At 66.5% G+C, this 6,521-nt stretch carries 6 protein-coding genes; all 6 read right to left on the bottom strand.

What is annotated here, in order from left to right:
• Positions 1-652, bottom strand: a 652-nt coding sequence (locus tag VEG08_09350) for a hypothetical protein (protein HXZ28186.1), incomplete at its 3' end; no start/stop codon positions are given.
• On the bottom strand, positions 645-1,412 hold the full coding sequence (locus VEG08_09345) for a cytochrome b N-terminal domain-containing protein (protein ID HXZ28185.1): 768 nt from the start codon (positions 1,410-1,412) through the stop codon (positions 645-647). The genes VEG08_09350 and VEG08_09345, both read right to left, overlap by 8 nt.
• 1 nt (position 1,413) lies before the next feature.
• A complete protein-coding gene (locus VEG08_09340; GenBank protein HXZ28184.1) occupies positions 1,414-1,899 on the bottom strand; it encodes a ubiquinol-cytochrome c reductase iron-sulfur subunit in 486 nt (161 codons plus the stop codon).
• An 18-nt stretch (positions 1,900-1,917) separates the two neighbouring features.
• Positions 1,918-3,882: an FAD-dependent oxidoreductase gene (locus VEG08_09335; protein ID HXZ28183.1), complete on the bottom strand. Its 1,965-nt coding sequence runs from the start codon at positions 3,880-3,882 to the stop codon at positions 1,918-1,920.
• Positions 3,883-3,978: 96 nt separating this feature from the next.
• Positions 3,979-4,563: a carboxypeptidase regulatory-like domain-containing protein gene (locus VEG08_09330; protein HXZ28182.1), complete on the bottom strand. Its 585-nt coding sequence runs from the start codon at positions 4,561-4,563 to the stop codon at positions 3,979-3,981.
• 43 nt (positions 4,564-4,606) lie between these two features.
• On the bottom strand, positions 4,607-6,184 hold the full coding sequence (locus tag VEG08_09325) for a hypothetical protein (GenBank protein ID HXZ28181.1): 1,578 nt from the start codon (positions 6,182-6,184) through the stop codon (positions 4,607-4,609).
• Positions 6,185-6,521: the final 337 nt, after the last annotated feature.

Genomic DNA, 6,521 nt, shown 5'->3' with positions numbered 1-6,521 from the left:
CGACGGCGGTCAGCGTGACCGCCACCGCCAGGAACCAGGTCATGATCCAGAAGGCCAGCGGCTTGCGCACCAGCCAGCGGCGGAAGCCGGCCTTGCTGGCCGGGTCGACGAAGGCGGCGTAGAGCATGAAGGCGGCGACGAGCAGGGTGGGCGCCAGCGCCACCCACACGTCGAAGACTGCCAGGAAGACGGCCAGCGCCGCCACCACCACCGCGAAGAGGCGCAGGCGCTGCGCCCGGTCGCGCAGCCACACGCCTTCCGCCTGGACGTTGATGTTGAAATATGGGATCACGATGAGCGCGATCACCACCAGCGTGGGGATGAGCACGCCCGCCACCACCGGGGGGAAGTAGTGCAGCAACTCTTGCAGGCCCAGGAAGTACCAGGGGGCCTTGGCGGGGTTGGGGGTGTGCATGGGATCGGCGAGCTGCTCCAGGGGAGCGTCCCAGAGCAGCGCCAGGCCCACCAGGAAGGCCGCGAGCAGTTGCACCGCCACGATCACGCGGAAGAAGACCTCGGGATAGGTCATGACCGTGTCTTCGTAGCGGGTCCGGACCGCGGGCGACGTGCGCCGCGTGACGAAGGCGACGCGCACCGGCGTCTTGCGCGCGTCGGAGTCGCGGCTGGCGAGGAAGTCCTTGGGGTCAGGCATGCGGCCCCTCCTCCTCCACCGTGTCTTCCAGGTCGCCGGGGTAGAGGCCGCCGTCCTTGCGGATGCGCCAGAAATGGATGGCGATGAAGAAGATCGCGGTCAGCGGCAGGACCATGCAGTGCAGCACATAGAAGCGCAGCAGCGCGTTGGCGTTCACCGTGTGCCCGCCCAGCATCAGGAAGCGGATGCGCGAGCCGAAGAAGGGCATGGCAGAGACGATGTTGCTGCCCACGGTGATGGCCCAGAAGGCCAGCTGGTCCCAGGGCAGCAGGTAGCCGGTGTAGCTGAGGAAGAGGGTGATCAGCAGCAGCACCACGCCGATCACCCAGTTGAACTCGCGCGGCGGGCGGTAGGCGCCGCGGTAGAAGACGCGGAACATGTGCGCGAACACCAGGAAGACCATGGCGTGCGCCGCCCAGCGGTGCAGGTTGCGCAGGAACACCCCCGACGAGACCACGAACTGCAGGTCCTTCATGTCGTTGTAAGCCTGCGGCACCGAGGGGTGGTAGACCAGCATGAGCAGGATGCCGGTGATCACCAGGATGAGGAAGCAGCCGAAGGTGAGCGCCCCCAGGTACCAGGTGACCCCGAAGTCGAGCACGCGCTTGCGCGCTTTCACCGAGAACAGGTGCAGGAAGACGTTCTGCTGGACGAAGAGGGCGCGGCGCAGGTTGCTGAAGCCGGGTCCGCCGCGGAAAATGGAGCGCCACACCCGGCTCTGCTGGACCCGATCCACGTAGCTGGTGAGCTTCTTGGCCATGTCAGACGCGCACGTACTGCCGGTTGGAGAGCGTGGTGGAGCGGTCGACCATGAGGTCGCCGTCGTCGTTGAGCCACATGCGCAGCCAGGGCAGGGGCTTGGGCGCGGGGCCGGCGATCTTGACCCCGTCGCGGTTGAACTTGCTGCCGTGGCAGGGGCAGGCGATGATACCCAGCTCCGGCTTCCACGCGGTCAGGCAGCCCAGGTGGGTACAGACGGCGGAGAGCGCGTAGAAGCCCTCGGCGGCGCGCACCATGTAGATGCCGGTGGCGGGATCGAGGGTGACCGAATCGGGGGCGTAGCTGTCGGGCTTGCCGGCGTTGACCACCGGCGAGGGCTCGTAGAGCACGTTGGGGGAGAGGAACTGGTAGGCGAAGACCGCGGTCCCCGCCCCGGCCACGGCGATGGAGCCCAACCCCATCTTCACGAAGAACTGGCGGCGATCCAGGCCGGCGTTGGCTTCGGGTTTCTTCTCGTCTTCAGGCATTGACCTCGGTCCTCTCCCTCACTTCGCCGGCGCGGGCTGGATCTGCACCAGGTCCATGGCCTGGATGGGGATCAGCCCGGTGGGCTCGGCTGGCAGCAGGTGATACGCCTCCATGGTGATGGTGCCGGCGGGACAGCGCAGGGCGCAGAGCCCGCAGCGGATGCAGCGGGTCTCGTCCTTGAGCATGGCGGAGCCGGTGATGACTCCCAGCTCGTCGGCGGCCATGTCGTCCAGCTCCACGCCGAAGAGCTGCGGCTCGCGCCGGATGTTCTCCAGGGTGCCGGGCTCGAACGAGATGCGGTCCAGCGAGACCAGTTGCAGGCAGTCTTCGGGGCAGACGTCCACGCAGCCGCCGCAGAGCACGCACTGGCTGCCGTCGGTCTCGTTGCCTTCGAAGACGGTGTTCACCCAGCAGCGCAGGCAGCGGCGCGCTTCCTCCATGGCCGACTCTTCGTCGTAGCCGATCTCCACCTCGGTGACGCCGGTGCGGCGCTCCAGGGGCAGCATGGGCACGGCCTGGCGCGCGATCTCCATGAAGTCGGGGAACATACGGTGGCGGCGCAGCACCTCGACCTCGATCTCGGGCTGGGGATGCTTGCGGCCGCGCAGGAACTCGTCGATGCCGACGGCGGCGCGCTTGCCGTCGCCCACGCTGTCGATGATGAGGCGCGGCCCGAAGACGCAGTCGCCGCCGGCGAAGACGCCGGGCGCGGTGGTCATCAGGTTTTCGCGGTTGACCGCGATCAGCCCGCGGGGCGAGACCTGCACCCCGTCCTCCGGCTTCAGGAACTCCAGGTTGGGCGCCTGCCCGATGGCCATGATGATGGTGTCGCAGTCCAACTGCTTCTCGCTGTTCTCGTAGAAGGCGGGGTTGAAGCGCTTCTGCTGGTCGAAGACCCACTTGGTATCCAGGGTCTCGAGGCCGGTGACCTTGCCGTCGCGCCCCAGGACGCGCTTGGGCCCGAAGCCGGGATGGATGATGATGCCCTCGGCCTCGGCTTCCTCGATCTCCTCTAGCGCCGCCGGCATCTCGAAGCGCCGTTCCAGGCAGACCAGGTGGACCTCGCGCGCGCCCATGCGCAGAGCGGAGAGCGAGATGTCGACCATCTCGTGGGCGGCGACGGCGGCCACGTTCTCGTCGCTGGGCACCACCTCGTCGGTGGCGCCGTGCTCGCGCAGCACCTCGCGGGCGGCGGAGCGGGCCACGTCCATGGCCACGTTGCCCCCGCCGATCACGATCACCTTCTTGCCGATGGTGAACTTGTAGCCCAGGTTCACGTTGAGCAGGAACTCGATGCCCTTGTGCACCCCGTCCAGCTCGACGCCGGGGATGCTCAAGTCGCGGCTGCGGTGCGCTCCCACGGCGATGAGCACGGCGTCGAAGCCCTGGCGCCGCAATTCGCCGACGGTGAAGTCGCGCCCCGCGGCGTGGTTCAGCTTGAGGGTGATGTCGCCGGTCTCCAGGATCTCGCGCACCTGCGCTTCCACCACGTTGCGCGGCAGGCGGTACTCGGGGATCCCCAAGTAGAGCATGCCGCCGGCGACGGGCGCGGCCTCGAAGATGGTGACCGAGTAGCCCATCAGCGCCAGGTCGTGCGCCGCCGAGAGGCCTACGGGGCCGCCGCCTACCACTGCCACCTTGAAGGGAAGCCTCTCCGCGGGCTGCGGCCGCAGGTCCGCGGGATGGCGCGACTCGGGGCCGTAGCGTTCGGTGAGGAAGCGCTTGAGAGCGCGGATGGAGATGGGCTTGTCGATCTGGCCGCGCCGGCAGGCGGTCTCGCAGGGATGGGCGCAGACCCGGCCGCAGATGCTGGCCAGCGGATTGGGATCGCGGGCGAAGCGGTAGGCTTCCTCGAAGCGGCCCTCGGCGATGAGCGCGACGTAGCGCCCCGCATTCGTGTGCGCAGGACACGCCATCATGCAGGGGAAATTCGTGTTGAGCCAGTCGCGGTCGACCTGCTTATTGAGATAGCGGTTCAGCATCGAGCTGTCCCCACCCGTCTTGCTGCCATCCTCTGCCCTTCTCTGGAGGCAGAGGAGAACGGGGCGCCGCCGCGGCAACGGGGCGCCCCACCACGACTACTTGGTGAGCGTGAAGTCCGCCTTGCCGCTGCCCCCGGCCACGGTCACCGGTTTGGACTGCGTCTTGGCGCCCTCATGCCACGCCACCACCGTGTAGCTGCCGTCGGGAACGTTCTCGATCTTGTACTCCCCGTTGGCGTCGGTCTCGACGTAATAGGGCGTGGGCACGACCACGATGTAGCCCGACATCTCCGGGTGGACATTGCACAGCAGCGGTGTCACGCCCGGCTGGTCGAACTTGAAGGAGCGCTTCTGCCCCTGCGGCCAGGTGCCCAGGTTGTGGGTCAGCTTCTTGTTGCCGCCCACCGAGGGCCAGTAGACGTTGTGCTGCACCGAGTCGCTGTTCAGGAAATCCACGGTCGCCCCCACCGGCACGACCAGGATGTGGGGTTGGAAAAGCAGGCCCTTCTGATCCATCAGGAAGGACTTGGCGGGGGCAGGGAAGGTCTTGCCAGGGATGGTGTCCACGTAGACCACCGACTTGCCGGAGACGCCGGACACCTTGCCCGTGATGGTGCCGGCCAAGGCGGCCATGCTGAAGAACCCGACCACCAGGATCACTGCCAGACTGTTGCGCTTCATGAGGTATGACTCCTTCATCGTGAGGACCGTGTCTGTCCCCGGGTTAGTAGACAAACTCCAGGCCCACCACCAGGTTGTTGGTGCGGAACGGCGCGATGGGCAGGCCACTCACCGCGTCCAGCACCGTCTGCCGGGGCCGGATCTGGTACTCCACCGACGCCTTGATGTTGGCGCGGATCAGAAACTGGGCCCCCGGGGTGAAGCGGTTGCGCGTGGAGTTGAAGGCGCCCGGGAATGACGCCGGCCCATCCAGCAAGGTGTTGATCCGGTCCGAGGTGGAGTTTACCGCGTCATAGCGCATGATCAACATCAACCAAGGGTAGGGCATGTAGTCCGCCTGCACGAACCCGCCGGTGTAGGTCACGGGTACGCCGCGCACGAAGTGCGTCGGCAGCAGCGGGAAGGGGTTCAGCAGGTCGTCCACCGGGATCAGGTTGTGGTCATGCCCGTAGACGATCACGCCGTATACGTTGAAGGTGCGGTAGTTGAAGTTGAAGTCGCCGCCCACGCGGTAGAAGGGCTCGCGCGCCGTGAGCACGGTCGGGTTCAGCGTTCCCGGGAATAGCCCGGAGAAGCGCTGCACCGAGCGCCCGTAGAAGTAGAAGGTGCCCAGGCTGATGAAGGTGTGGTCGCGCGGGCCGGTCGCGCCTGCCGCCTGGATGGCGTTGCGGCTCTCCGCGTCGCGCTCCAGGTTGAAGCGATAGGAGAAGCGTCCGTACAGGTCCTTGAAGTTGGCGTCGGAGGTGAAGGCGACTTGCGAAGGCACGAAGCCCGGGTCGTTGGGCGGCAAGCCGCTGGTGTTCTGGTTGATGACTGCGAACGAGTAGTGATAGCCGCGGTAGAGGTGGCCGCCGCTCAGTTCGATGCCCTGGCCGGGGGTGCTGAAGGCGAAGAGGTTGGCCACGTTACCCATGCCCACCACGCCGATGTTGCTCTGGTCGAAGACGTCCCAGCCGCTCAGGTTGTAGCTGCGCGCCGGCGAGAAGGGCAGGTCGAGCTCGAACTGGCCCACGCGCAGGCTGAGCGCGTCGGCGGGGAGGTGCACGAAGCGGCCGATGTCGACGAACTTGATGTACCCGTCGCCCAACCCGCCGTTGCTGTTGGCGCCGGCCACGCTCAGGTCATCATCCACCCAAAACGCGATGCCACTGCCGAAGTTGCCGGCGGTGAAGATGCTGAACAGTCCGGTCTGGAAGTCGGTGCGGGGAGTGAAGAAGGGTGGCGTGGAGCCCGGGAGAAGCGTGGCGTTGGGTGCGCCGCGGTTGGCACTCACCGTCTGGAAGAAACTGTTCATGCGCAGGCCGATAGGAGGCAGCCCGGGAATGGTGCCCGGCCACACCACCTTGGGCCACATCTCCGACTGCGCCGGCGCGCCCAGCATCACCGGCGGCGTCTTGATCATGGACTCGTCGTCCTTGGGGAACTTGAAGCCGGCGTCCTTGAAGGCCTTGCCGAAGTCGTTGAGCTTGGGAAAATCGGTGTGGCAGGTGCTGCAGGAGGTGCCGTACTGACGGGCGAACGCCGGGATGGCGTAGCTCTTGGTCGGCCGGCTCAGTGGCAGCGCCAGGATGGCCAAGACCCCGAACAACAGGATGGCAGCTTGCAATCGTGCGCTCTTCATGATGGCGGCTCCTCGCTCTTTGTTGGTGCGCCCGGGTAAGAAGAGCGCTGGCCGGTGTCAGAGCCCTGCGCTCCTAGGGTGCGCATTGTGAATGAGTGGCGACCTTGGGACAGTGCGGCGCGTCACCCTATCTTTGTGACCCGCATCACACACTCCCTCCTAACGAGGGATGTGAAGCCATACTATCGGACGGTCCTGACGCGCCCACTCCTGCGTCCCGGCAGGGGATAGGTCTCTCTGCAAGGTTCAACTTAGAGAACTGACTGGGTCCAAGTTAGGTCCACCGATGAATCCGGGTCGCCTCTCTGACAGCGCCACCCCGGCTGCAAGACCCGCT

The sequence above is a fragment of the Terriglobales bacterium genome (assembly GCA_035624475.1).
In the GTDB taxonomy this organism is placed as follows: Bacteria; Acidobacteriota; Terriglobia; order Terriglobales; family Acidobacteriaceae; genus DASPRL01.
Note: the sequence above shows the minus strand (reverse complement) of the source record. Positions and strands in the feature narration are given on the sequence as shown.

What these genes read in the sequence shown, in the direction of transcription:
- VEG08_09345 (HXZ28185.1), bottom strand. Translation starts at nt 1,412, where the DNA reads ATGGCCAAGAAGCTCACCAGCTACGTGGATCGGGTCCAGCAGAGCCGG.
- VEG08_09340 (HXZ28184.1), bottom strand. Translation starts at nt 1,899, where the DNA reads ATGCCTGAAGACGAGAAGAAACCCGAAGCCAACGCCGGCCTGGATCGC.
- VEG08_09335 (HXZ28183.1), bottom strand. Translation starts at nt 3,882, where the DNA reads ATGCTGAACCGCTATCTCAATAAGCAGGTCGACCGCGACTGGCTCAAC.
- VEG08_09330 (HXZ28182.1), bottom strand. Translation starts at nt 4,563, where the DNA reads ATGAAGCGCAACAGTCTGGCAGTGATCCTGGTGGTCGGGTTCTTCAGC.
- VEG08_09325 (HXZ28181.1), bottom strand. Translation starts at nt 6,184, where the DNA reads ATGAAGAGCGCACGATTGCAAGCTGCCATCCTGTTGTTCGGGGTCTTG.